A 24989-nucleotide genomic window follows, 5' to 3' on the forward strand; every position below is an offset into this window, starting at 1 on the left:
GATGACTCAGGACGGGGCCTCGGCTTGTCGGTGTCGGTGTCGGTTCGGCGGGGTCTGTTCGGCGGGGTCGGTCAGACCTTGAGGGTCCTGATGGACGTGGGCGCGTGGCCCGGCTCCGTCGCGATCTCCTCGAACTCCACGACGTTGCCGATGTCGTTGGTCGTGGACATCGAGATGTTGGTGACGCGCTCCAGGATCGCCTCGACGATCACCGGCACCTGGAACTCGGCGGCCAGCTTCTTCGCCTGCTCGAAGGCCGCGCCCAGTTCACTCGGGTCGGTGACCCGGATCGCCTTGCAGCCGAGCCCTTCGACGACCTTGACGTGGTCGACCCCGTACACGCCCAGCTCGGGCGAGTTGATGTTCTCGAACTCCAGATTGACCTGGAAGTCGATGTCGAACCCCCGCTGGGCCTGCCGGATGAGGCCCAGGTAGGCGTTGTTCACCAGCACATGCACGTACGGGATCCGGTGCTGCGCCCCGACGGCCAGTTCCTCGATCATGAACTGGAAGTCGTAGTCGCCGGAGAGCGCGACCACCTGTGCCCCGGGGTCGGCCTTGGCGACGCCGAGCGCGGCCGGGACGGTCCAGCCGAGGGGGCCCGCCTGACCGCAGTTGATCCAGTGGCGGGGGCGGTAGACGTGCAGCATCTGCGCGCCGGCGATCTGGGAGAGGCCGATGGTGGTGACGTACCGCGTCTCCGGGCCGAAGGCCTTGTTCATCTCCTCGTAGACGCGCTGCGGCTTGATGGGGATGTCGTCGAAGTGCGTACGCCGCTGGAGGGACGCCTTCTTGTCCTGGGCGGCCTGCGCCCACGCCGACCGGTCCGGCAGCGTGCCCGCGGCCTTCAACTCCCGTGCCACCGCGACGAAGAGCTCCAGCGCGGCCTTCGCGTCGGACGCGATGCCGTAGTCCGGGGCGAAGATCTTACCGATCTGGGTGGGCTCGATGTCGACGTGCACGAACTTCCGCCCGGCCGTGTAGACGTCGAGCTTTCCGGTGTGGCGGTTGGCCCAGCGGTTGCCGATGCCGAGGACGAAGTCGGACTCCAGGAAGGTCGCGTTGCCGTAGCGGTGCGAGGTCTGCAGACCCACCATGCCCGCGTTCAGCTCGTGGTCGTCGGGCAGGATGCCCCAGCCCATGAGCGTCGGGACGACCGGGACACCGGTCAACTCTGCGAACTCCACGAGGAGCTCACAGGCGTCGGCGTTGATGACGCCGCCGCCCGCGACGATCAGCGGCCGCTCGGACTCGCCCAGGAGTGCGATCGCCTTCTCGACCTGGGCACGGGTCGCGGCCGGCTTGTAGACCGGCAGCGGCTCGTACGTGTCCGGGTCGAACTCGATCTCCGTGAGCTGGACGTCGATGGGCAGGTCGATGAGGACCGGGCCCGGACGCGCCGAGCGCATCAGGTGGAAGGCCTGCTGGAAGACGCCCGGGACCTGCGCGGCCTCCAGCACGGTGACCGCCATCTTGGCCACCGGCTTGGCGATCGACGCGATGTCGACGGCCTGGAAGTCCTCCTTGTGGATCACGGCGGTCGGGGCCTGTCCCGTGATGCACAGGATCGGGACGGAGTCACCGGTCGCGGAGTACAGACCGGTGATCATGTCGGTGCCGGCGGGCCCTGACGTCCCGATGCAGACGCCGATGTTGCCGGGCGCGGTGCGGGTGTAACCCTCCGCCATGTGGGAGGCGCCCTCGACATGGCGGGCAAGGGTGTGGCCGATGCCGCCGGAGGCCTTGAGCGCCGCATAGAAGGGGTTGATCGCCGCGCCCGGGACACCGAACGCGTTGGTGACGCCCTCACGCTTGAGGATCTCAACTGCCGCGCGGGCAGCGGTCATACGAGCCATTGCGTACTCCTGCTTCGGCCGTCGGATTCGGGCTCCCGTCGCGCCCCGCGGGAAGCTTCAAATTCCGCAATACGGAAACTAACTTCTACTATCTGGAAGCAATGTAGGTGCGGGGCCGAAGGGCGTCAAGAGCGGGAGGCGGGCCCGGGGCGGAGGAATTGGCACGGGGTCTCCGATCGATTCCCTGCCGGAGGGCGCAGTTCCGGAGGACGATGGAGAGGCGGTCCCCCCGCTGTGTCGTGTCACGTGTTGTGGAGAGGGTCATGGCCGAGAGCGTGCCGGTGACGTGTCCGGCCTGTCGGCGCGAGCATGTCTATGCGGCGCCGACGTACCCGTGCGCGTGCGGTGCGCCGGTCACTCCTGCCCTCGATCCGCGGGCACACCCCGAGTCCGTCACCCACCACACCTGGGACGAGGGCTGGGTGACGATCCCCTGCGGGACCTGCGGGCGCGCGGACCAGTGGCCACGGCCCGAACTGGGATGCCCGTGCGGAACGGTGCTGCGGGTACCGGTGGCCGGGACCGTCCTCGATGAACGCGAGCGTGAACGGGCCGGGCGGGAGGGGGCCGTGCGTGAGGGCACCGGGAGTGAGGGCACCCACGCGCATCCCGGCCCCGACGACGAAGCACACGCCTGCGGTACGGACGGCCCGAACTGCGCAAACGACAGGGAGGGGCACGGCGGGAACGGCGGGGACGGCGGGGACGGCGGGGACGGCCGGGAGAGCGTGGCCGACCCGGACAACAGGGAAGGCACCGAGAGCGGCCAGGCCCCGGAAGCCGCTCCTGAGGATGCGGGCGCTCCCGAGGATGCGGGCCACCGCCCGTCCCCGAAGTCCCGGCCCCAGCGTCTGCCCGCCGCCGTCTCCCTCCCGCTCCCCCGCACCGAACCGGCGCCCCGCCCCGCGTTCCAGCCGGTGACCATCCGGACGGCCCGGGACGCCGTGACCGCCGCCGCGCTCTATCTGCGCTGGCTCGGATACCGGGACATCAGGCGGGCCGACCAGCGGCCGCCCTCCGGCATCGGACTCGCGGCCCGCGGGATCGTCGCCCAGGTGGACCCGACCGTGCGCCCGGCCTCCCTGCGGGACGTGGAGTGCCTCTGGCTGACGGCGATGACCGAGTCGGCCGGCTGCGTCTACTTCTCGCTGGCCGGTTACGAGAAGGACGCCCGCGCCTGCGCCGACTCCCTGGGCATCCCCCTGTTCGTACTGGACCTCACCGGCACCCCGCAGCCGGCGAACAGCCTCGCCGACGAACTCGTCGCGACCGGCGCGTGATCGACCCAACTCGCCGAAGCAGTCGCATACTTGACCCCATGACCGTCAGAGCGGCCACGTCCGCCGACCTCCCACTGCTCCAGGACATCGAACGTGCCGCGGGTGAGCCCTTCCGCATCTTCGGCATGCCGGAGATCGCCGACGACGAGCCGCCCTCGCTCGACGTGCTGGAGCGTTTCCGCAAGTCGGGCCACGCCTGGGTCGCCGAGGACTCCACGGGCCGGCTCGTCGGATACCTGATCGGTGAGCCCCTGGACGGCGCCTTCCACATCGAGCAGGTCTCCGTGCACCCGGACGCCGCGCACCAGGGCGTGGGCCGGACCCTGATCGCGTACGCCGCCGAGCGCGCGCTGGAGGAGGGGCTGATCGGACTCACGCTGACCACGTTCTCGGAGGTCCCCTGGAACGCGCCCTACTACGAGCGTCTCGGCTTCCGCGTCCTGGCGGAGCCCGACCTCACGCCCGGGCTGCGCAGGATCCGCGCCGGGGAGGCCGACCACGGTCTCGACCGCCGGCCCCGCGTGTGCATGTACCTGCCGATGGAACAGCCCGGACGGCACGTCTAGGACTCGCCCGGGACGGGCTCAGGGCGTCCGGTGGTGGATGCCGGAGCCCTCGTCCGCGTCCAGGGAGCCGCGGGCGGCCACCACGTCCGCCCGTGGCCCCGTCGCGAGCTGTGCCTGGAGCCGCAGGTGCCGGAACTCGAATCCCGCCCCCGACTGGCGCAGCACACCCCGTTGGTGCGCCTCGTCCAGGAACGCCATCAGCCGCCACGGAAGCTGCCCGGTCGCCGCCAGCCAGGCGCGCGCGACGAGGAAACGCCCCCAGGCGCTCAACGCCAGCGCCGCCGTGCCGAGCGGCAGCCACAGCTGGGTGCCCAGGTGCACCAGGCCGCCCCAGTCGCCGGGCGTCGCCACCACCGGTACACAGACGCAGGCCACGAGCAGTGCCACCATCCCGCCCCGGGTCAGCGACGCGGTCCGGTCGGTGCGCAGCGAGAGGCCGGGGCTCGCGGCGCGCATCAGGTCCGACGGCACGCTCAGCGCCCGGTAGACCCCGCACACACAGCCGCCCACCACGCCGATCAGCAGCCCCGCGACCAGGACCGGGGGCAGATCACGGGCCAGTACGCCCGCCGCGGGTCCCCGGGTCAGCCAGTCCCGGCCCTCGTCCGGCAGCACGGAGCGCAGGTTCGCCGGATGGACCGCTGTCATGCCCGGTCCGGCACCCCGGGTGATGAGCGCGACCACGTCGCCGTCGCGCGACTCGAAGACCGTCCGCCGTGAGACGAAGTCCACGCACCGGCGCCGGGGCAGCAGGGGCATCGTGCAGTTCGGCGGCCGTGCCGTCCCGGCGAAGGCCACCGGGCGCGCTCCGTCGCCGGGCAGCAGCAGCCCGCCCTCCAGCGGCCGTTGTGTGACGGCGCTGCGTACCCCCGCCCGTTCGGAGAAGTACCAGCCGTCGATCTGCTGGCCCGTCAGGTTCACCGCCGTACGGGACTTGAGCGCGGTCACGCCCACCGCCGCGAACCCGCCCGCCGTGCAGGAGGCGACCCCGATCAGCATCGCCGCGGCGGTGCCCCTGACCGTGCCCGTCACGAACCGGCGGGCGACGCGTCCCGCAAGCGGAGTGTGTGCCCCGTCCTGTCCGCCCCGGTGCGTGCCGCTGACCGTCAGGGCGGTGCCCGCCGCCGCGCAGGTCGTGCCGAGCAGCACGGTCCACGGACTGCCGTCCCGGCCCAGCAGTGCCACGCCCGCCGTGACCGTGCCGGCCACCGCCAGCGCGGCCCCGCCCAGCCGGGCCGCCGCCCGGCTCATGCCCCCGCTCCAGGGCAGCCCGAGCGGTGTCGGCCGGCGGGAGAGTCCCGCGATCCCGAGGAACAGGGTGAACAGCTGCGAGAACAGGAATCCGCCGATCAGATCCGGCATCCAGCCGTCGGTGACCCCGCCGAAGCGGAACCCGAAGCGCAGATCGTCGAAGTACGCGAACCCCGCCCACATCAGCGCGCTCACCCCGGTCGTGACGAGCGCCTGCCGCCGCCGGAAGCGCCGGTCCGTGCGACGCCGGTCCGGCCCTCGCCAGTCCGGGCCCGGCCGGCCCCGGCCTCGCCGGTCCCTGCCGTGCCACCCGGTCGGCAGCAGGTAGCGGACCCCGAACGCGAACCCCAGGGTCTGGCCGATCAGCAGGGCGACCAGGGACACCACGTTCTCCAGCCCGGCCAGATCGCCGACCGCGCGCGCCAGGGTCACCGGCAGCAGGAACAAGGAGAGCACGGTGAGGGCCAGCAGCCCCGGCGCGTACACCGCGAGGGTCGGTGGCACCAGCGACTCCAGCTCCCACCAGGCCAGCCGGCCCGTGCCGCGGCGCTGCAGCCCCCGGGCGAGCACGGTGAACCGGCGTGTCGCGTCGGCTGCGGCTCTCGGCCCGGCGTCCGCGAACGCCGCGGGTACGAACGCCTCCAGGAGGTGTCCCTCCACCGCGGCCACCGTGGGGAAGCGCCGTGGGTCGAGCAGCGGTGCGGGGTCGCGGGAGGTGTCGCCGTAGACCGTGCGGGCCAGGGCGACCATCAGCGGTGTGGTGAGTGTCTGCGCCAGCGGCAGGTCCGGGCGTTCGGCCAGTTTCCGCAGCACCGGTGTCCACACGGTGCGCGGGGCGCCGTCCGCCGACGGGTGCAGCGGTCGCGCCGAGCGTTCCAGGTGGGCCCCGGCCCCCGCGAGGTCCAGTGGGCGCAGCTCCACCACCTCGGCCCCGGTGAGTACGTCTCCCTCGTCCACGGCGGCCGTCCAGGCATCGCCCCGGCTGGTCAGCATCAGCGGCGCGCCCGAGTCGAGTTCGGCGTTGATCCGCCGCACGGCGGTCGCGTAGGCGGGCCGGGGCAGTTCGTCGAAGCCGTCGAGGACCGGCGCCACCAGACCTGTGTCGACCAGGACGCGGGCCAGGGTGCGCCGGTCGTCCGCCTGGGCGGCCAGCGGCCGGTAGTCGGCGGCGAGCCGGTCCGCGAGCCAGTCGCGCAGCGGTGAGCGCAGGGGATCCCACGAGGCGAGCGGGAAGATCACCGGGACGGGGCCGCCCTCCTGGCGCGCCGCGAGGCGGCCGAGGACGTAGCGCATCGCCAGCACGCTCTTGCCCGAGCCGGGCCCGCCCAGGACGACGACACGAGGGCCGGGCGGCGGGGCTGCCGGGCCCGCGGTCCCTCGCGGACCGCCGCCCGCACGGGGGCCCGGCAGCACGGCACCGGACGGGATGTTGTGCGGATGGTCGGCCAGGCGGCGGTCCGCGAGGGACCAGTCCACCTCCAGCGGCACCGGGTCCTGGAGGCGCCGCAGCCGCGCCTCGGCCGCCCACTGGTCCCGTACGGCCTCGGCCAGTTCCTCGACGGCCCGGCGCCGGTGCGCCCCGTCGCCGTCCGGCCGGGGGGCGGTGTCGCCGCGCAGTACGTCCGCCATCAGCGCCGCCACCGACATGAAGGCGCCGAGTGCCGTCAGCAGGACCCCCGCGGTGGCGGAGTCCTGCCACCAGAACCGCAGGATCGCGGCCAGCGCCGCGAGGGCCACCGCGCACACGGCGAACCACAGGCGTCTGCGCGCCTGCGCACTGTGCCATCCGACTCGCATCCTCACCGCTCCCCCGTCGGACCCCTCGGTCACGTGACTGCCGAAGTGACCTGTTGTAGTCCTCGCGGCGGCGGCAAACAGGCTGTTCGAGACACGTGTGAGTGAGCGCGTGGGGGTATTCAGGGGGCGGTCGGGAGCACGCCGGGACTTCCGGTGCAGTGGTCAGAGGCATACCCAAAGAGCATGAGCAGGCAGTTCAGGGGCCTTTGCGGTCGTGTTCCGCGAACTTCTCCCGCAGCTCGATCTTGCGCACCTTCCCGGACACCGTCATCGGGAAGGACTCCATGATCCGCAGCCGGCTGGGCACCTTGTAGTGCGCCAGCCGCCCCTCGCAGAAGGCCCGCAGCTCCTCCAGCTCCGGCGGGTCGGCGGGGTCGCGCGGGATGACGCAGGCGAGCACCTCCTCGCCGTACCGCTCGTGGGCCACGCCGACCACCTGGACGTCGGCGATCTTCGGGTGCGCGTACAGGAACTCCTCGATCTCGCGCGGGTAGATGTTCTCGCCACCCCGGATGATCATGTCCTTGATCCGGCCGACGATCTGTACGTATCCGTCGTCGAGCATCACCGCGAGGTCGCCGGTGTGCATCCACCGGCCGGCGTCGACGGCCTCGGCGGTCCTCTCGGGCTCGTCCCAGTAGCCGAGCATCACGCTGTAGCCCCGGGTGCACAGTTCGCCGGAGGAGCCGCGCGGCAGGGTCACGCCGGTCGCCGGGTCGACGACCTTGACCTCGATGTGCGGCAGGACGCGTCCGACGGTGCCGGTGCGGTGTTCCAGGTCGTCGTCGCGCCGCGTCTGGAGGGACACGGGCGAGGTCTCGGTCATGCCGTAGCAGATGGACACCTCCGCCATGTGCATCTCGGAGACGACCCGTTTCATCACCTCGACCGGGCAGGGCGAGCCCGCCATGATGCCGGTCCGCAGGGAGGAGAGGTCGTACGCCGCGAAGTCCGGGAGGTTCAGCTCCGCGATGAACATGGTCGGCACGCCGTACAGCGAGGTGCAGTGCTCCTCCTGCACCGCCCGGAGCGTCGCCGCGGGGTCGAAGGAGGGCGCGGGGACGACGATGCACGCGCCGTGCGAGGTGGCGGCGAGATTGCCCATCACCATGCCGAAGCAGTGGTAGAAGGGCACGGGTACGCAGATGCGGTCCTGTTCTGTGTAGGCGATCGACTCGCCCACGAAATAGCCGTTGTTGAGGATGTTGTGGTGGGAGAGGGTCGCGCCCTTGGGGAATCCCGTGGTGCCCGAGGTGTACTGGATGTTGATCGGGTCGTCGCAGGACAGTTCGCGGGCGATCGCCGTCAGTCGCTCGTGCAGTTCGGGCGTGGCCCGGCCGAGCAGTTCCTCCCAGCTCGGGTCGCCGACGTACACGGTCTCCCTGAGCTCGGGGCACTTGCCCCGCACTTGGCCGACCATCGCCCGGTAGTCGCTCGTCCTGTGGCTGAGGGAGGCGAACAGGAGGGAGATCCCGGCCTGCTTCAGGACGTACTCGACCTCGTGGGTGCGGTAGGCCGGGTTGATGTTCACCATGACGGCGCCGATGCGGGCGGTGGCGTACTGGACGAGCACCCACTCGGGGCAGTTGACCGCCCAGATGCCCACCCGGTCGCCCTTGACGACGCCGCTCGCGAGCAGCGCGCACGCCAGCCGGTCGACGTCCGCGGCGAACCGGGCGTACGTCCAGCGCCGGCCCGACGGCACGTCGACGAGCACCTCACGGTCCGGCCAACGGCCCACCGCCCGCTCCAGGTTGCCCCCGATCGTGTCCCCGAGCAGGGCGGTACCGCTCGTCCCGTGCGCGTACGACTGCGCGTCCGGGAGTTGTACGTGTGCCGGTTGCTCGTGCGGCGGTTCGGTGGGCGGTGTCTGTGGGCGCGTCGGTTCGGTCACCGGAAGTCCTCCTCGCGGTACTCGGCGTCGGAGCCCGCGGCCGTGGCCTCGCGCAGCTCGATCCGCCGGATCTTCCCGGACACGGTCTTGGGCAGCTCGCCGAACTCCAGCCGGCGGATGCGCTTGTACGGGGCGAGCACGGTGCGCGAGTGCTCGAAGAGCACCTTCGCGGTGCCGGGTCCGGGCTCCCAGCCCTCGGCAGGCACGATGTACGCCTTCGGGACGGCGAGCCGCAGCTCGTCCGGCGCGGGCACGACGGCCGCCTCCGCGACGGCCTCGTGCTCCAGGAGCGCGCTCTCCAGCTCGAAGGGGCTGATCTTGTAGTCGCTGGCCTTGAAGACGTCGTCGCTCCGGCCCACGTACGTGATGTAGCCGTCGGCATCACGCGCGCCGATGTCACCGGTGCGGTAGTAGCCGCCCGCCATCGACTCGGCCGTGCGGTCCGGGTCGCCGTGGTAGCCGGTCATCACGCCGACGGGCCGCACGGACAGGTCGAGCGCGATCTCGCCCTCCGCCGCGCCGGGGGCGCCCGTCACCGGGTCGAGCAGCTCGACGCGGTAGCCCGGGCTCGGGCGCCCCATCGACCCCGTCTTCAGTGCCTGGCCGGGGCTGTTGGACACCTGGACGGCCGTCTCGGTCTGCCCGAAGCCGTCCCTGATCGTGACCCCCCAGGCCCGGCGCACCTGCTCGATGACCTCGGGGTTGAGCGGTTCACCGGCGGCGACGGCCTCGCGCGGGGGTGTGCCGAGGCGGCTCAGGTCGGCCTGGATGAGCATGCGCCACACGGTGGGCGGCGCGCAGAACGTCGTCACGCCGACCCGGTCGATCTCCGCCATCAGCCGGCTCGCGTCGAAGCGCGTGTAGTTGTGGATGAAGACGGTCGCCTCCGCGTTCCAGGGGGCGAAGAGGTTCGACCAGGCGTGCTTGGCCCAGCCGGGCGAGGCGATGTTCAGATGCACGTCACCCGGCTTGAGACCGATCCAGTACATGGTCGCCAGATGGCCGACGGGGTACGACACATGGGTGTGCTCGACGAGTTTGGGGCGGGCGGTGGTGCCCGAGGTGAAGTACAGCATCAGCGGGTCGTCGGCCCGGGTCGGCCCGTCCGGCACGAAGGGTCCGAAGTCACGGCCCCGGACGTCCTCGTACGCCCGCCAGCCCGCGCGTTCACCCCCGACGCCCCCAACGGCTCCCACCGCTCCGACGGCTCCGACGGCTCCGACGGCGATACGTGTGTAGTCGCCGGGCACCTCGTCGAACTTGGCCGTGTCCTCGGCGCGCACGATGACATGCCGGACCTGACCCCGCTCGACACGGTCGCGCAGGTCGGCCGGGCCCAGGAGGGGGGTCGCGGGGATGACCACGGCGCGCAGCTTCATCGCGGCCAGTGCGGTCTCCCACAGCTCGGCCTGGTTGCCGAGCATGACCAGGACGCGGTCGCCGGCGCGGACACCCAGCTCGCGCAGCCAGGCGGCGGCCCGGTCGGAGCGGCCGGAGAGTTCGGCGAAGGACAGCTTCGTCTCCCGGCCGTCCTCCTCGACGATGTGCAGGGCGGTCCGGTCGTTGCCGGCCGCGATGACGTCGAACCAGTCGAGTGCCCAGTTGAAGTACTCCGGGCGGGGCCAGGAGAAACCCTCGTAGGCCGTGATGTAGTCCTCGCGGTGCTCCAGCAGGAAGTCCCGTGCGCTGCGGAAGCTCTCCGTCGGCGTCGTCGGCGGCGTCGTCATCTGTCCTCCTCGGTCCCGGACCATTGCCGGGCGGCTCTCTCACATCGTGTAATCCGTGATGCGGATCTCACTACCCCCGGACGGGGGGTCCGTGACGGAGAAGGGACGGGCACGTGGCAACTGGTGCCGCCGATGCGGTGGAGATGCGCGGCGCGCTGATGCGGCTGCGGCGGGAGACGGGTCTGGCCGTCGCGTTCGGCGGGCTGGTCGAGCCGGGCCGCGCCCAGGTCCGTATCAGCGAGCTGAACGGCACGACGACGGCCGCCCTGAGCGCGCTGGCGGTGTCGTCGGGCAACGGTCTGGGCGGCAAGGCGGTCGCCCTCGCCCGGCCGTGCGCCGTGACGGACTACTCCTCGTCCCGGCGGATCAGCCACGAGTACGACGTCGCGGTCGCCGCGGAGGGCCTGAGGTCCGTCCTCGCGGTGCCCGTCGTCGTACGCCGCCGGGTGCGCGGTGTCCTGTACGGCGCCCTGCGCTCGGCCCGGCCCCTGGGCGACCGGACCCTGTCCGCGGCGGTGGAGGCGGCCCGGGACGTGGAGCAGTCACTGGTCGTACGGGACGAGGCGTACGACCTGCTGGCGGCGGCGCGCCTGCCGGAGGCGGCCGGGGGTTCAGTGAGGCACACGGGGGCGCAAGGGGCTCAGGGCGCGGCCTGGGAGCGGCTCCGGGAGGCGCACGGGGCACTGCGGACGCTGGCTCCGCGCGTCGTGGACCCGGTGCTGCGGGCCGAGCTGCTCTCGGTGTGCGAAACGCTGGCGGCCTCACCAGGACCTGCGCGGTCCTCCGGCTCGGCGCAGTCGGCGGGGCGGGTCCGGCTCACCCCGCGTGAGCTGGACGTTCTCACCTGTGTGGCCGTCGGCGGGACCAACGCGGCCACCGGGGACCGGCTCGGGCTGCGCACGGAGACGGTGAAGGCCTATCTGCGGTCGGCGATGCGCAAGCTGGGCGCGCACACGCGACTGGAGGCCGTGGTGGCGGCGCGGCGGGCGGGGCTGCTGCCGTGAAGGTCCGTACCTCTCCGCGCGTCCTATACATGTACAGGCGCGGTGAAATCTCGTATACCGAATCCCTGTTATTTCCCTCACGGTGCAACCCCCCGAAATTCAGGGCCTCTTTGCATAATATTGATCCGGACACGACTTGAAGGGAGCGGTGCGCGTGCGACGGGATTTCGAAGAGCCTGTCAGACCCCGTTCCGAGCAGGTCATCGGGCGGGAGGAACTGCTCGTACGAGCACGTGGCCAGCTCTCCAGAGGGGGCAGCCTCCTCTTGCACGGTCCGCCCGGAATAGGAAAGTCGACCGTCCTGCGGGCAATTACTGGGGAATACGCCGAATCGGCCCGGACCGTGTTGCGCTGCGCGGCCACCGAGTCCGAATCGCATCTCCCCTTCCTGGCGCTGGTCGATCTGCTCGGCCTGGTCGCCGGCGAGGTCGCGGACGCGCTGCCCGCACCGCAGCAGGCCGCGCTCGAAGCGGCGCTCACCGGGCGCGCCGAGTCGTCCCAGCACCAGGACGGCCTGGCGCTACGGCTCGCCGTGCTGTCGGTGCTGCGCGCGCTGGCGGCCAAGGGGCCCGTCCTCCTGGTCGCCGACGATCTGCAGTGGCTGGACGCGCCGAGCGCCGAGCTGCTGGCGTTCGCCGCCCGCCGCCTGGGCGGCATGCCGGTGCGGATGCTCGGCGCGGTGCGTACCGGGACGGAACCGAAGGAGCAGGAGCACGACCCGTATCTACGCGCGTATCCGCCGGAGACGCTCGCATTGAGGCTTCCCCCGCTGTCCCGGCCGCAGACCTCCGAGCTGCTCGGCGTCCGCGGATACACCGGTCTGCGCCGCTCGACCCTGCGGGACATCCACCACACCAGCGGCGGCAACCCCCTGTTCGCGCTGGAGCTCGGCCGTGCCCTGGCCGAGAGCCCGACGCCGCCCCGGCCCGGCGAGCCGCTGCCCGTGCCGACCTCGCTGCGTGCCCTCGTGCTCAGCCGTCTGGAGCTGCTGTCCGCCGAGGCCCGGCAGACGCTTCTCGTGGCGAGCGCGGGGGCCCGCCCCACCCAGTCTTTGCTGGGGTCCGCGGGCCGTACGAACGCGGAGTCGGAGATCGCCCTCGCGGCCTCGCTCGGGCTGGTCGCGGCCCAGGGCCAGGACGGTCAGGGCCCGGACGGCCAGGAGGGTGCCGTGCGGTTCGCGCATCCCCTCGTCTCGGCCGCGCTGTACGCCCAGGCGACACCGCAGGAACGGCGGGCCGCCCATGCCGCCCTGTCCACGGCCGCCTCCGAGCCGATCGAGCGGGCCCGGCATCTCGCGCTGGCCACCACCGGCACCGACGAGCAGGTCGCGGCCCGGCTCTCCGAGGCGGCGGCACTGGCCCGGGACCGCGGCGCGCCCTCGGTCGCGGCCCAGCTCGGGCTGCTCGCCGCCCGGCACACCCCGGCGGACGGCAGGCCCGGCGCGGACGAGCGGCGGTTGCGGTCCGCCGAGGACGCGCTGACCTCCGGCGAGATCGACCTGGCCCGCGAGGTGGCCCGTGACGTCCTGGAACGGGCGACGGACCCGGCGGTCCGGGTGCGTGCCTGGATGGTCGTGATCGACTCGGCCGGGCAGGCGATGGCCGACGTCGAGGCGGTGTTCCCGCAGGCCCTCGCGGACGCGGGCGAGGATCCGCGGCTGCTGGCTCTGGTCCGCTACCAACTGGCGTGGCGGGCGCTGCTGGTGGAGGGCGCGATGGGCAAGGGCCGCGAGGAGGCGGCCCGCGCGGCCCGACTGGCGGCCACGGCGGGCGACCGCAGCACGGAACTGCTCGCCCTGTCCTTCCAGGCCCAGATGGAGACCCTGATGGGTCACCCCGCGGCCCCGGTGACGCTGGAGAAGGCCCTCGCGGAACCGCAGGACCTGCGGGTGGCCTGCGACCACAACGGCGCGGGCGCCACCCGTTTCCGCTGGCTGATCATGAGCGACCAGCTCACCGACGCCCGGGTCTCGATCACCCGGCTGCTCGGCGAGGTCCGCAGGCGCGGCATCGTCGAGAGCGAGGTGCACTTCCTGCGCGGGCTCGCCGAGACCGAACTGCGGTCCGGGCACTGCGGGCGGGCGCTCGACCTCGCCCACGAGAGTCTGCGGCTCGCCCGGGACACCGGCATCGGCGAGGCCGCGGGCAACATGTTCACCTCGCTCGCCGAGGCCGCGGGCGGCGATGTGCACCGGGCGCTCGTGCTGGCAGGCGACGCGGTGCGCCGCGCCGAGGACGACGGCGACCTGATCTACCTCTCGCGAGCCCTGGGGGCGCTCGGACACGCGCAGCTGGTGGCCGGGGACGCCGCCGGCACGGTCCACTCCCTGCGCAGGGCGCGGGAGTTGGAGCAGGGGCTCGGCATCTCCGACCCTGCGCGCGGCCGTTGGCACGGCGACCTCGCCGAGGCGCTCGTCCTCATCGGCGAACCGGCGGAGGCGCAGGACGTCATCACCGCGACGCGCGAGCACGCGGTCCGGCTGCGGCGGGCGAGCGTTCTGGCCGTACTGGACCGGGCCGAGGCCCTGGTGAAGGCCGCGACCGGTCAACACGAGGCGGCTGAGCGGCAGTTGACGTCAGCGCAGGACCGGCTGGCGCAGCTCGGCTACGGACTCGAAGAGGCGCGGGCCGCCTTCGCGCTGGCCCGGCTGCGCGCGGAGCAGTCGGGGCGGGGCTCGTACGACGAGGCGGCGCGGCTGTTCCGGCGCTGCAGGGCGATGCCGTGGCTGCGCCAACTGGAGGCGATCTCGGCGGCGGCCTCGGCCCCCGCCTCCACCGCCGTCTCCGCGCCGACGGCCCCCGAGTCGGTGCTGCCGCATCTCGACCGGCTGGCCTCGACGGAACGTCAGGTCGCGGCGCTCGTCCTGGAGGGCGCCACGAACCGCGAGATCGCCGCACGCCTGTTCATCAGCGTGAAGACGGTCGAGGCGACCCTCACCCGCGTCTACCGAAAACTGGGCATCCGCTCCCGGGTGGACATAGTAAGACTGGCAGCAGGCCAACACCGAGGAGACTGAACACCCGCCCCTTGACAGGCACTTGACCGCCTGACGCCGTTCCCCGCGCCCCCAGCTGCGGACCCCCTGGGGGTGCGGGGAACGACGCAATCCTTAGGCATTCAAGGGGCGCGGGGAACGGCGCAGTCTTGTCGCTTTTCAGGGGCGCGGGGAACGGCGCAATCTTTTGCCTTCAGGGGCGCGGGGAACGGCGCGACAAGCCCCCACCGGCGGCCACCGGACACACAACCCCCAACCAGCCGGCCGCCAGGCCAGCCCAAGAAGATGACCGAGGGTTATCCCTCGGTAACTGCCGCAGGGAGTTCCCTCATTGGGCAGACCCCCGCTCAACTCCTAGCGTGAGACCCGCCCCGCAGGCCGTCGCACCACCCCACAGTGCATCCCCCCACCGGCACTCCTGAGGAGATCCATGTTCGGGCTCACCCTTGCCAAGAAGGCCGCCGCCGTCACCGCGGCGGTCGCCGCCGCGGCGACGACCTGTCTTCTCGGCGCGACCACCGCAACTGCCGCTCCCCAGCCCATCGTCGGCGGTTCGACGACCACGGCCGCCGCGTACCCGTACGTCATGCAGATCACCACCGCCTCGCAGAGCCAGTTCTGCGGCGGCACCCTCGTGTCGGCCACCAAGGTGGTCACCGCGGCCCACTGCATGGTCGGCGAGACCCCGAGCGGTATCCGCGTCGTGGGCGGCCGTACGTACCGCAACGGCACCAACGGCACCGTCGCCCAGGTCAGCAAGATATGGATCAACCCCAGCTACACGGACGCCGAGGAGGGCGACGACGTCGCCGTCCTGACCCTGTCGTCGTCCATGCCGTACACGCCGATCAGCTACGTCTCCGCCTCCGAGACCAGCCTCTACACGGCCGGCACCACCGCCCGCATCCTCGGCTGGGGCACCACCAGCTCGGGCGGCTCGTCCTCCAACCAGCTGCGTACGGCCACGGTTCCGACCGTGTCCAACTCCACCTGCTCCTCGGCGTACGGCTCGTCGTACATCGCCTCCGACATGGTCTGCGCGGGCTACACCTCCGGCGGCGTGGACACCTGCCAGGGCGACAGCGGCGGCCCGCTCATCATCGGCGGCAAGCTCGCCGGCATCACCTCGTGGGGCTACGGCTGCGCGGACGCCGGCTACCCGGGCGTCTACACCCGCCTGACGACGTTCTCCAGCCTCGTGACGGCGCAGGTCAACTCCTAGTCCGAGGGATCCACCCCGAGTACTCCCTGAGCGCGACTCAGGTAGAGCCAGGGGGCGTTGCGGGCCTCCACGAGCGGCCCGCAACGCCCCCTATCCACATGCCCGGCCGCATCGGACCGCCTCACCGCCGGACAGCCTCGCCTCCCCACATCCGCCCCTCGGCTTCGTCAGCCTCGTACGACGGTGCCGAACCGGATGTCGTACGAGGGCGCACCGCTCAGCATCGCGAGCATGCGCGCCGCCTCCTCGGTCACCTCCTCGCGCTGCCGCTCGGTGAGCGTGCCGAAGGGCTCGACGGTGAGCACGGCCCGGTCGCCGGTCTCCTCCAGCCGCCACAGGCCCGCCAGGAACCCGTCGACGAGCAGGGTGCAGTACGCCTGGTTGCCCTGCCAGGTACGGCCCTTGTAGTCGGTGGACACCACCCGGGAGCGGTCGGCGTGCGAGAGGAGCAGGTTGTCGAACTCGGGCAGCAGGCGCACCGGCGCCGGGGTGTCCGCGTCCGGGCGGGGCGCGTCCGGCAGGTCGAAGAGCTCGACACCGTGCTCGTCGACGAAGGTGACCAGCTGGGGCCGCAGCCGTTCGAAGGCCTCGCGCAGCCGGGTCAGGCCGGCCCAGGTCTGCATGTCCTTGACGGAGGCGGGACCGAAGGCGGCGAGGTAGCGCAGGACGGTGGCGTCGGGGGCGGGAACCGGTTCGGCCCGCCTGCCGAGCCAGTGCTCGGCGGTGGTGAGCGCGACCTGGCCGCTGCGGCCCCACAGTCCGCGCGGGGTGACCTGGACGAGGGGCAGCCGGCAGCGGGCGGCGATCGCCAGGGCCTGCGGATCGGCGTTTGGCCACTCGGTGAGCAGCGCCTCCCGAAGCTGCTTCATCGTGCGCGGCTCGGCCTCGACCAGCTCCCGGCTGATCGCGGCGAGCCGGTCGAGGTCCACTCCGGTGAGCCCTTTGCGGAAGCCGTACAACTCCCTTTCCCGGGCGGCCTGTACGAGCGGACGCAGCGTCAGGCAGTCGTCGGCGGTGTGGGTGTGGATGGTTGACCGCATGGTGACGATGCGGACGACCTCTCGCGCCTCCATGGCGGCCGAGAGCTCCTCGGGCGTGAAGCCCTCCAGGCGGGCGGCGAGCGCGAGGTACGGGGGCTTCACGTTCTGCGCCTGGAGACCGACGAGGTGCTCGACGGCGTCCTTCGCGGACAGGGCGGCCCGGCGCAGGAGCAACTGCCGGGCGAGGGTCGCACGGTTCAGTTCACGGACGCTCAGTACGGGAGCGGTCGAGGTCTTCGTCATGCTCCGCACGCTACCGGGGCTTGCGGACACCCTCTGTCCGCAAGCCCGGCCGTTCCCTCCCCCATGGTGATCCCGCCCCCAAGGCCCTCCCCCTCTCCTTCCCCTTCCGCTCCCCGCCGCTCAGCCGCTCCGGCCATTTGACCCGTATATCCTGCCCGTGATCGGTAAGACAGGCGTGCGAACAGGCACGCGACACGTTCGACACGGAGGCAGCCGCGATGCCGGAGCGCCGAGCCCGCCCCGTACCCGTCACCAAGGGCAACCGGAAGTCGATGTGGCGACGCGCGGTGGCCATGCCCCCCGCCGCGCCGTCGGAACCCCCGGCACCCGGCCCCGCCCCGGCCGACGCGAAAACGGACGCCGCGGAGTCCGGCAGCGTCGTACAGGCGGCTCTCTACCGCGACGGCGTGCGCGTCGCGACCCCCGCTTCCCTCGCGGACACCTTCCGTGAGCTGCGCGACCAGCCGGACGGCATGGCGTGGATCGGTCTGGCCCGCCCCACGGAGAACGAGATCCTCACCCTGGCGGCCGAGTTCGACCTCCATCCGCTCGCCGTCGAGGACGCGATGGAGGCGCATCAGCGGCCCAAGCTGGAACGGTACGGCGAGACGCTCTTCGTCGTCCTGCGCGCCGCCCGCTACCTCGACGCGTCCGAGGAGGTCGACTTCGGCGAACTGCACGTGTTCCTCGGCCCCGACTTCCTCATCACCGTCCGGCACGGCGCCGCTCCCGACCTCTCCGCCGTGCGCCGCCGCATGGAGGAGACCCCGGAGCTCCTGAATCTCGGCCCCGAGGCGGTGCTGTACGCCATCCTCGACGCGGTCGTGGACGGCTACGCGCCGGTCGTCTCCGGTGTCCAGAACGACATCGACGAGATCGAGACCGAGGTCTTCGGCGGCGACCCCTGGGTCTCACGCCGCATCTACGAACTCTCCCGCGAGATGGTCGAGTTCCAGCGCGCCACCCGCCCCCTGGTCGGCATGCTGCACGGGCTGATGGCGGGCTTCGCCAAGTACGGCACCGACGAGGAGCTCCAGCGCTACCTCCGCGACGTCGCCGACCATGTCACGCACACCAGCGAACGCGTGGACGGTTTCCGCCAGGCCCTCACCGACATCCTCACCGTCAACGCGACGCTGGTGACCCAGCAACAGAACGCGGAGATGCGGGCGTTGGCGGAGGCGGGCTTCGAGCAGAACGAGGAGATCAAGAAGATCTCGTCCTGGGCCGCCATCCTCTTCGCCCCGACTCTCGTCGGCACGATCTACGGCATGAACTTCACGCACATGCCGGAGTTGCACTGGGCACTCGGATACCCCTTCGCGGTCGCCCTGATGGCGGTCGTCTGCACCAGCCTGTACGTCATCTTCAAGAAGCGGGACTGGCTCTGAGCGGCCGAGGGGCGGTGGCCGAGTACGTGTCGGCACGCACGGGCAGCCGCGGGGACAGAGACAGGGGCGTCCACGGGACACCAGGACCCAGGACGCCCTGGTACCCGTCCGCGCACCTGTCCCACGTACAGCACACCCACGGAGACCGTCATGGCGCCGCCGCTCGACGACTTGGGAACCGTCGTCCCCCTCCCCCGCCCGCCACGGCGGGTGGTGTCACTCGTGCCGTCGCTGACGGAGGCGATCGCGCACAGCCGGCCGGACGTCCTCGTCGGGGCGACCGACTGGTGCACCCACCCCGGCGACCTCGACGTGACACGGGTGCGCGGCACCAAGAACCCGGACCGCGCGGCGATCGCCGGGCTGCGGCCGGATCTCGTGATCGCCAACAAGGAGGAGAACCGCGAGCTCGACGTCACCCGGCTGCGCGCCGCGGGGGTGCCGGTGTGGGTGACCGTCATCGAGACTCTCCCCCAGGCCCTGACCTCGCTCGAACGGATGTTCGTCGAGGCCCTGAGGGACCCCGTCCCTGACTGGCTCAGCGAGGCTCGGACCCTGTGGTCCGGTCCTCTGCCCGACGTCGCCGCGACCGTGGCGGTGCCGATCTGGCGGGATCCCTGGATGGTGGTCGGCAGCTCCACCTTCACCGGCGACCTGCTGCGCCGGGCCGGTCTCGCCAACGCGTTCGCCGCGCACGCGGACCGCTATCCGCACATGGCGCTGGAGCGGATCGACCGGCCGGACGTGGACTTCGTACTGCTGCCCGACGAGCCGTACACGTTCAGCGGGCAGGACGGCCCCGAGGCCTTCCGCCAGGCCCCGACACGCCTGGTGAGCGGCCGGCTGATCACCTGGTACGGACCGTCGCTGCTCCAGGCGCACACCGTGCTGCACCAGGTCGCACAGGGGCACTGAGCGCACACCGGGCCCTCGACGCAAGCCGCCCGCTCCATCCTCTTCCGCGCTTCCGGTCACACCGCCTCCCCGCAAAGTACTAGGACGTCCTACTATCTTCGGTGTGAGTACTCTTCCGAACTCTTCCGATGTGCTTGGGAAGGCCCCCCATGAGTGATCTGCACCGACCCGTGCACCCCGTCCGGCTGGTCACGGCCTCGGCCCTCTTCGACGGACACGACGCGTCGATCAACATCATGCGGCGGATCTTCCAGTCCCAGGGCGCCGAGGTGATCCACCTCGGGCACAACCGGTCGGTGCAGGAAGTGGTGGACGCGGCGCTCGAGGAGGACGTGCACGGCGTGGCGGTCTCGTCCTACCAGGGCGGACACGTGGAGTACTTCGAGTACCTGGTCGAATCACTGCGCCGGCAGGGAGCAGGCCACATCCGGGTGGTCGGGGGCGGCGGTGGTGTGATCGTGCCGGAGGAGATCACCCGGCTGCGCGCGAGCGGAGTGACCATCTTCTCCCCCGAGGACGGCCAGCGCATGGGCCTCGCCGGAATGGTCAACTCCGTCATCAAGGACTGCGACTTCGACCTCTGGGACAGCAGGCCCGCCGACGCCACCGCCCTGCTCGCCGGCGACCGGTTCGCCATCGCCCGCGCCATCACCGGCGCCGAACTGGGCAAGCTGCCCGCGGAGCTGCTGGAGCGGGTGCGCTCCGCCGCCGCGGAGCGGGTCACGCCGACCCTGGGCATCACCGGCACCGGCGGCTCCGGCAAGTCCTCGCTGACCGACGAGTTGGTGCGCCGGTTCCACCTCGACCAGCGCGGCAAGCTGCGGATCGCGGTGATCGCCGTCGACCCGACCCGCCGCCGTGGTGGCGGAGCACTGCTCGGCGACCGGATCCGGATGAACTCCCTCGACGGGGACCAGGTCCTCTTCCGGAGTCTCGCCACCCGCGGCAGCCACGAGCTGCCGGAGCACCTGAACGACGTGATCGACGTCGTCAAGGCGGCCGGCTTCGACCTGGTCATCGTGGAGACGCCGGGTATCGGCCAGGGGGACGCGGCGATCGTGCCGTACGTCGACGCCTCGCTGTACGTGATGACGCCGGAGTTCGGCGCCGCCTCGCAGCTGGAGAAGATCGACATGCTCGACTTCGCCGACGTGGTCGCCATCAACAAGTTCGAACGGCGCGGCGCGAAGGACGCGATGCGCGACGTGGGCCGCCAACTGGTGCGCAACCGCGAGGCGTTCGGCATGAAGCCCGAGGACATGCCGGTGTTCGGCACCTCCGCGGCGACGTTCAACGACGACGGCGTGACCGCGCTGCACCAGCACCTGAAGACCGTCCTGCACGAGCAGGGGCTGCCGGTCGCGGAAGGCGCGCTGCCGCAGGTGGACGTACGCCATTCGTCCGGAATCCGGCAGGTGGTGCCCGCGGACCGGGTGCGCTACCTCGCCGAGATCACCGAGACGATCCGCAAGTACCACGCCGAGACAGAGCGGCTCGCCGAGGCGGCACGGCGTGTGGAGCGGCTGGAGGCGGTGAGGAACGAGCTCCTCGGAGCCGGCTCCGAGGCCGGGAACGTGGAGTCGCTGCTCGACCCCGCCCGTACGCGGCTTCCGGCCGACGTCACGGAGCAGATCGAGAACTGGCCCGCAGTCGTGGAGGCCTACTCCGGCGACGAGCAGATCGTGAGGATCCGGGACAAGGAGATCCGCACCAAGCTGACCCGCGAGTCCCTGTCGGGCAACAAGGTTCCGCGCGTGGCGCTGCCGGGCTTCACCGACCACGGAGAACTGGTGCGGTTCTGGCGGCGGGAGAACCTGCCCGGCCGTTTCCCGTTCACCGCCGGAGTGTTCCCGTTCAAGCGCGACGGTGAGGACCCGGCCCGGATGTTCGCAGGCGAGGGCGACCCGTTCCGTACCAACCGGCGCTTCAAGCTGCTGTCCGAGGGCCAGCCGGCCACCCGGCTGTCGACCGCGTTCGACTCGGTGACCCTCTACGGCCGCGACCCCGACGAGCGTCCCGACATCTACGGCAAGGTCGGTACCTCCGGTGTCTCGGTCGCGACCCTGGAGGACATGAAGGCGCTGTACGACGGCTTCGACCTGGTCGCGCCGACGACCTCGGTGTCGATGACGATCAACGGCCCGGCGCCCACCGTGCTGGCGTTCTTCCTCAACACCGTCATCGACCAGCAGACCGAGAAGTTCACCGCCGCCGAGGGCCGCGCCCCCTCCGCCGAGGAGGCGGCCGGCCTGCGCGCGCACGCGCTGGCGACCGTGCGCGGCACGGTGCAGGCCGACATCCTGAAGGAGGACCAGGGCCAGAACACCTGCCTGTTCTCCACCGAGTTCTCCCTGCGGATGATGGCCGACATCCAGGAGTGGTTCATCACCAACCAGGTCCGCAACTTCTACTCGGTGTCCATCTCCGGCTACCACATCGCCGAAGCCGGCGCGAACCCCATCAGCCAGCTCGCGTTCACCCTCGCCAACGGCTTCACCTACGTCGAGGCCTACCTGGCCCGCGGGATGAGCATCGACGACTTCGCGCCGAACCTGTCGTTCTTCTTCTCCAACGGCATGGACCCGGAGTACTCGGTCCTCGGCCGGGTCGCCCGCCGGATCTGGGCCGTCGCGATGAAGGAGAGGTACGGCGCCAACGAGCGTTCGCAGAAGATGAAGTACCACGTCCAGACTTCCGGCCGCTCCCTGCACGCCCAGGAGATGGACTTCAACGACATCCGCACCACGCTGCAGGCGCTGACCGCCATCTACGACAACGCCAGCTCGCTGCACACCAACGCCTACGACGAGGCCGTCACCACCCCGTCCGAGGAGTCGGTGCGCCGGGCCCTGGCGATCCAGCTCATCATCAACCGCGAGTGGGGCCTGGCGATGAACGAGAACCCGCTGCAGGGTTCCTTCGTCATCGACCAGCTCACCGACCTGGTGGAGCAGGCCGTACTGGCCGAGTTCGACCGGATCAACGAGCGCGGCGGTGTGCTCGGCGCCATGGAGACCGGCTATCAGCGCGGCCGTATCCAGGACGAGTCGATGCTGTACGAGCAGCGCAAGCACGACGGCTCGCTGCCGATCATCGGTGTGAACACCTTCCGCCGGCCCGGCGGCGACGCCCCGGCCGGGGAGGTCGAACTCGCCCGCGCCACACAGACGGAGAAGGAGTCGCAGCTGGCGCGTGTCCGCGACTTCCAGAGCGCGCACGGGGAGGAGGCCGCGCTGGCGATCACCCGCCTGAAGGAAGCGGCCATCAACGGCGACAACGTCTTCGAGGTCCTCATGGACGCCGCCCGGGTCTGTTCGCTGCGGCAGATCACCGAGTCCTTCTTCGAGGTCGGCGGGCAGTACCGGCGGAACGTGTGAGCGTCGGGCCGACGCCATGAACTGATCGGGCAGGTCTCACCCAGGGGGTACCGGCACACCTTGCCGGTACCCCCTTCAGTCACGCCGTCACGCCGTCAGGCGGCCAGGGCGGCGGCCGGTTCCTCGGCCTCGGGGAGCAGGCCGGTCCCGGCCAGTGCGTCGGTCGCGCCGACTGCTTCGGCCCCGGCGAGTGATTCGGCCTCGGCGAGCCGGCCGATGAGGGTGGCCCGGGCGCGGGCCACCCGGGAGCGGACCGTTCCTACGGGGCAGCCGCACAGCTCGGCCGCCTCCGCGTAGGGCAACCCCATCAGCTGCGTGAGGACGAACGCCTCACGCCGCTCGTCGGGCAGCGCGGCCAGCAGGTCGAGGAGCACGACCCCGTCGTCGAAGCCGGGCAGGCCACGCGGCTGGGCCCGTTCGATCGCCAGCCGCCAGTCCGACACGTCGGACAGGCGCGGCCGGGTGGCGGCGTACCGAAGGCTGTCGACCACCGCACGACGCGCGATGGCCAGCAGCCACGTACGGGCCGAGCAGCGGCCCTCGAACCTGTGCAGGCTGCCCAGCGCCCTCAGGAACGTGTCCTGGGCCAGGTCGTCGGCGGCCTGGGGGTCGGCGGAGAGGTGCGCGACATAGCGCACGACGTCACGGTGCAGGGCACGCACGAAACGTTCGACGGCCTCCGGGTCGCCGCCCCGGGCGGCCAGCGCCCACGCGGTTATCGACTCGTCGACGGTCGGGACAGGAGTAGTCACCAGGTGTCCTTCTCGGGTCATCCGTGATCCGGACGGACGGCGCGCACGCACGTGCGCACGCACGTCGGTCCGGTGAGGTGGTACGGCCGTACGCGCAGGTACGGCCGACGCCCGAGGCGCGCGTGACGGCGCCTCGGGGATCCGGCTGTCTAAAGAGCAGCGGACCCCGCGGGCGGACCCCGAGAAGTGAGGGCGTGGACGAGAAGGAACAGCCGCGGCGACCGGTCGGAGGAACCGCGGCGAACACGGATACGCGGGCGGTGCGGGGGTGTGGGCAGCGCGAGCAGCAGCCGCAGGGGTGCGGCCAGCCGTCCGGCCACCGCGCGCAGGATGCGGAAGGCGGCGCGCTCGCCGTAGGCCAGCCAGAGTCCGCACAGCAGCGCGGCCAGCAGGTGGGCGGCGAGCATGCCGAGTGAGGACGTTCCGTCCATGTCGTGCGCCGACTGGCCCATGGTGCCCGAGCCCATGTGTCCGGCACCCATGTGCTCCGCAGCCATGTGTCCGGAACTCATGTGTCCGGAGCCCATGTGCCCCGCGTGCCCCATGTCCATGGAGTCCATGGCTCCCATGCCGGCCATGGCGTCCGTGGAATACGTCCGCGCCGAGCCCGTCCCCCGGCCGGAGGCCACCGGCCCCGCCGCCGACTGCGCGAGCGAGAACGACCAGTGGAGCAGGCCCTGGACGACGACCACCACGGACACGATCAGCGGGAGTCCGCGCTCCCGGCCGGCCAGGCACCAGCCCGCGCCGCCCGTCGCCACCGTCCCGGCGGCCATCGCCCACCAGGCCACCGGTGAGCCGGACATGAGCACGTGCCCCAGGGCGGCGAGCAGCACGCAGACGACCGCGAACACCGCGGCCCGTACCGTGCGAACACCCCACCCAGCAGTCATGACGGGCCTCATCCTCGCATTCGTCGCGCGTGCGTCGTGGTGAGGTACGGGAATTGCCCCTGCCCCACGCTCAACACGCGCCACGTGATCCAGGACACACGGCCGTCCGGTCGTCCGGGCCCCTGGTCACCCGGGCGCGCGTGCGCCTCCCACGCGAGCGGGCATCCGCACGTCCACCGCCGTCAGTGCCATCGCCAGGGGTCCGGGGGCCAGGAACGCCAGCGGCAGCAGCATCCACGCGCACATCACGGCCGCCGCGAGGGCGAGCAGAATGAGGCCGCTGCCGCCCGCGTCCCCGACGGAGTCCCGGGCGGCGCCACTGACCGCCGTACGCCAGTCGGTGAGCGACTCGGGGCGCCCGCAGGCGCGCAGGCCGACGACAGCCGCGTACCCGCCGATCGCCGCCGCGACGACCGCGAACACCGGGGCGCCGGGAAGTCCGGCGCGGGCCAGGGCCAGGTCCGCCCAGAGCAGCAGGACGCCGGCCAGGGCCAGCGCCCCGGCCGCGAGGTCGGCCAGGCGCAGCCGTCGTCGCAGAACCGTCAAGTACCGTCCCGCCGTGGCCGGTCGGTCCTCGCGTGCGCCACGCAGGACCGCGCACGCCGTGGACAGGGCCGCCGGCAGGGTGACGACCGGCAGCGACGCGAGGGCCGTGCACACGCCCACGCTCAGCACGTCCGCGAACAGCGTCATACGCGGCCCGAAGACCTCGCCCGCCTCCCGGGCCTGACCGCCGTTCATGCCCCGCCTCCGCTCGTACCTCGGCTGCCGCTCATCCCCAGGTCT

Annotated in this window: 16 protein-coding genes; 8 read left to right on the forward strand and 8 right to left on the reverse strand. The window is 71.8% G+C overall.

The features are described from left to right. Positions 1-71 precede the first annotated feature (71 nt). Entirely contained in the window at positions 72-1856 is a 1785-nt protein-coding gene (gene gcl / locus OHS59_RS10520) for a glyoxylate carboligase (protein WP_328493124.1), read from the reverse strand. A 422-nt stretch (positions 1857-2278) separates the two neighbouring features. Here gcl and OHS59_RS10525 point away from each other — a divergent pair, with 422 nt between their 5' ends. Together OHS59_RS10525 and OHS59_RS10530 are read left to right on the forward strand one after the other, a co-directional pair. Further along, a complete protein-coding gene (locus OHS59_RS10525) occupies positions 2279-3136 on the forward strand; it encodes a hypothetical protein (protein ID WP_443061622.1) in 858 nt (285 codons plus the stop codon). Positions 3137-3174: 38 nt separating this feature from the next. Further along, positions 3175-3702: a GNAT family N-acetyltransferase gene (locus tag OHS59_RS10530; RefSeq protein WP_328493126.1), complete on the forward strand. Its 528-nt coding sequence runs from the start codon at positions 3175-3177 to the stop codon at positions 3700-3702. Between the two features lie 18 nt (positions 3703-3720). Here OHS59_RS10530 and OHS59_RS10535 read toward each other — a convergent pair whose 3' ends face one another. From OHS59_RS10535 to OHS59_RS10545, 3 genes are all read right to left on the reverse strand, one after another. Then, on the reverse strand, positions 3721-6750 hold the full coding sequence (locus OHS59_RS10535; RefSeq protein WP_328493127.1) for an NACHT domain-containing protein: 3030 nt from the start codon (positions 6748-6750) through the stop codon (positions 3721-3723). A 196-nt stretch (positions 6751-6946) separates the two neighbouring features. Beyond that, a complete protein-coding gene (locus tag OHS59_RS10540) occupies positions 6947-8530 on the reverse strand; it encodes an AMP-binding protein (RefSeq protein ID WP_328499157.1) in 1584 nt (527 codons plus the stop codon). Between the two features lie 110 nt (positions 8531-8640). Beyond that, positions 8641-10371 (reverse strand): AMP-binding protein, encoded by a 1731-nt coding sequence (locus OHS59_RS10545; RefSeq protein ID WP_328493128.1) that lies wholly within the window; start codon positions 10369-10371, stop codon positions 8641-8643. A gap of 113 nt (positions 10372-10484) precedes the next feature. Between OHS59_RS10545 and OHS59_RS10550 the strand changes: the two genes are divergently transcribed. The 3 genes from OHS59_RS10550 (at position 10485) to OHS59_RS10560 (ending at position 15592) form a co-directional block, all read left to right on the forward strand. Next, positions 10485-11375 carry a helix-turn-helix transcriptional regulator gene (locus tag OHS59_RS10550; protein WP_328493129.1) on the forward strand — a complete coding sequence of 297 codons (891 nt, stop codon included), beginning with the start codon at positions 10485-10487 and terminating at the stop codon, positions 11373-11375. A 154-nt stretch (positions 11376-11529) separates the two neighbouring features. Continuing rightward, positions 11530-14391 carry a helix-turn-helix transcriptional regulator gene (locus OHS59_RS10555; RefSeq protein WP_328493130.1) on the forward strand — a complete coding sequence of 954 codons (2862 nt, stop codon included), beginning with the start codon at positions 11530-11532 and terminating at the stop codon, positions 14389-14391. A 409-nt stretch (positions 14392-14800) separates the two neighbouring features. Continuing rightward, positions 14801-15592, forward strand: a complete 792-nt coding sequence (locus OHS59_RS10560; RefSeq protein WP_328493131.1) for a S1 family peptidase — start codon at positions 14801-14803, stop codon at positions 15590-15592. A 167-nt stretch (positions 15593-15759) separates the two neighbouring features. Here OHS59_RS10560 and OHS59_RS10565 read toward each other — a convergent pair whose 3' ends face one another. Beyond that, a complete protein-coding gene (locus OHS59_RS10565) occupies positions 15760-16875 on the reverse strand; it encodes a winged helix DNA-binding domain-containing protein (protein WP_328493132.1) in 1116 nt (371 codons plus the stop codon). Between the two features lie 218 nt (positions 16876-17093). Between OHS59_RS10565 and OHS59_RS10570 the strand changes: the two genes are divergently transcribed. From OHS59_RS10570 to icmF, 3 genes are all read left to right on the forward strand, one after another. Then, positions 17094-18266 carry a magnesium and cobalt transport protein CorA gene (locus OHS59_RS10570; RefSeq protein WP_328493133.1) on the forward strand — a complete coding sequence of 391 codons (1173 nt, stop codon included), beginning with the start codon at positions 17094-17096 and terminating at the stop codon, positions 18264-18266. Between the two features lie 150 nt (positions 18267-18416). After that, complete coding sequence (locus OHS59_RS10575) at positions 18417-19181, forward strand: helical backbone metal receptor (RefSeq protein WP_328493134.1); 765 nt, start codon at positions 18417-18419, stop codon at positions 19179-19181. A gap of 149 nt (positions 19182-19330) precedes the next feature. Continuing rightward, positions 19331-22558, forward strand: coding sequence for a fused isobutyryl-CoA mutase/GTPase IcmF (icmF, locus tag OHS59_RS10580; RefSeq protein ID WP_328493135.1), 3228 nt, complete (start codon positions 19331-19333; stop codon positions 22556-22558). A gap of 95 nt (positions 22559-22653) precedes the next feature. Here the strand turns inward: icmF and OHS59_RS10585 are convergent, their stop codons facing one another. The 3 genes from OHS59_RS10585 to OHS59_RS10595 all read right to left on the reverse strand — a co-directional run bounded on the left by OHS59_RS10585 (position 22654) and on the right by OHS59_RS10595 (position 24944). Beyond that, positions 22654-23331 (reverse strand): sigma-70 family RNA polymerase sigma factor, encoded by a 678-nt coding sequence (locus OHS59_RS10585; protein ID WP_328493136.1) that lies wholly within the window; start codon positions 23329-23331, stop codon positions 22654-22656. Positions 23332-23459: 128 nt separating this feature from the next. Next, positions 23460-24203, reverse strand: a complete 744-nt coding sequence (locus tag OHS59_RS10590) for a hypothetical protein (protein WP_328493137.1) — start codon at positions 24201-24203, stop codon at positions 23460-23462. A gap of 126 nt (positions 24204-24329) precedes the next feature. After that, on the reverse strand, positions 24330-24944 hold the full coding sequence (locus tag OHS59_RS10595; RefSeq protein WP_328493138.1) for a hypothetical protein: 615 nt from the start codon (positions 24942-24944) through the stop codon (positions 24330-24332). Positions 24945-24989 lie beyond the last annotated feature (45 nt).

Source organism: Streptomyces sp. NBC_00414 (assembly GCF_036038375.1).
In the GTDB taxonomy this organism is placed as follows: Bacteria; Actinomycetota; Actinomycetes; order Streptomycetales; family Streptomycetaceae; genus Streptomyces.

What these genes read in the sequence shown, in the direction of transcription:
- OHS59_RS10575 (WP_328493134.1), top strand. Translation starts at nt 18,417, where the DNA reads ATGGCGCCGCCGCTCGACGACTTGGGAACCGTCGTCCCCCTCCCCCGC.
- gcl (WP_328493124.1), bottom strand. Translation starts at nt 1,856, where the DNA reads ATGGCTCGTATGACCGCTGCCCGCGCGGCAGTTGAGATCCTCAAGCGT.
- OHS59_RS10570 (WP_328493133.1), top strand. Translation starts at nt 17,094, where the DNA reads ATGCCGGAGCGCCGAGCCCGCCCCGTACCCGTCACCAAGGGCAACCGG.
- OHS59_RS10590 (WP_328493137.1), bottom strand. Translation starts at nt 24,203, where the DNA reads ATGACTGCTGGGTGGGGTGTTCGCACGGTACGGGCCGCGGTGTTCGCG.
- OHS59_RS10565 (WP_328493132.1), bottom strand. Translation starts at nt 16,875, where the DNA reads ATGACGAAGACCTCGACCGCTCCCGTACTGAGCGTCCGTGAACTGAAC.
- OHS59_RS10545 (WP_328493128.1), bottom strand. Translation starts at nt 10,371, where the DNA reads ATGACGACGCCGCCGACGACGCCGACGGAGAGCTTCCGCAGCGCACGG.
- OHS59_RS10530 (WP_328493126.1), top strand. Translation starts at nt 3,175, where the DNA reads ATGACCGTCAGAGCGGCCACGTCCGCCGACCTCCCACTGCTCCAGGAC.
- OHS59_RS10585 (WP_328493136.1), bottom strand. Translation starts at nt 23,331, where the DNA reads ATGACCCGAGAAGGACACCTGGTGACTACTCCTGTCCCGACCGTCGAC.
- OHS59_RS10535 (WP_328493127.1), bottom strand. Translation starts at nt 6,750, where the DNA reads ATGCGAGTCGGATGGCACAGTGCGCAGGCGCGCAGACGCCTGTGGTTC.
- OHS59_RS10595 (WP_328493138.1), bottom strand. Translation starts at nt 24,944, where the DNA reads ATGAACGGCGGTCAGGCCCGGGAGGCGGGCGAGGTCTTCGGGCCGCGT.
- OHS59_RS10560 (WP_328493131.1), top strand. Translation starts at nt 14,801, where the DNA reads ATGTTCGGGCTCACCCTTGCCAAGAAGGCCGCCGCCGTCACCGCGGCG.
- icmF (WP_328493135.1), top strand. Translation starts at nt 19,331, where the DNA reads ATGAGTGATCTGCACCGACCCGTGCACCCCGTCCGGCTGGTCACGGCC.